At 68.7% G+C, this 412-nt stretch carries 1 pseudogene; it reads right to left on the reverse strand.

Annotated features, from left to right (window positions below):
- Positions 1-412: pseudogene (locus C1I98_RS42495) on the reverse strand (ATP-binding protein); the annotation flags it as partial.

A 412-nucleotide genomic window follows, 5' to 3' on the forward strand; every position in this document is an offset into this window, starting at 1 on the left:
GAGCAGCAGGGAGCCGAGCAGGCGGGCGGTGTCGTCGCCGAGGACCCCCTTCGGGAGGCGGGCCAGGAGGATTTTGCCGTCCAGGACGTCGCCGACGTCGAAGGTGGATCGGGCCGAGCCGAGGATGTCGCGGACGAACGGGCGCAGCAGGAACGCCCGCAGTTTGTTCATCAGCGGGGCGGTGACGTGGGCCTGGCCTTGCTCGGACAGGTGGTCGTACCAGTTCCAGAAGCCGAGGAGGAACGGGTCGTTTATCTGTTCGGTGAGTTCGTGGCGGTAGGTGGGGTCGGTGAGCAGGGCGGGGATGTCGGCCAGGGTGCCGCCTGCCGGGGACAGGGTCAGGGCGCAGCCGCGCAGGATGTCGTCGCTGCGGGGTCCCCAGGAGTCGGCGTAGATCTTGTGGAAGATGCCG

The organism is Spongiactinospora gelatinilytica, assembly GCF_003236385.1.
GTDB lineage: Bacteria > Actinomycetota > Actinomycetes > Streptosporangiales > Streptosporangiaceae > Spongiactinospora > Spongiactinospora gelatinilytica.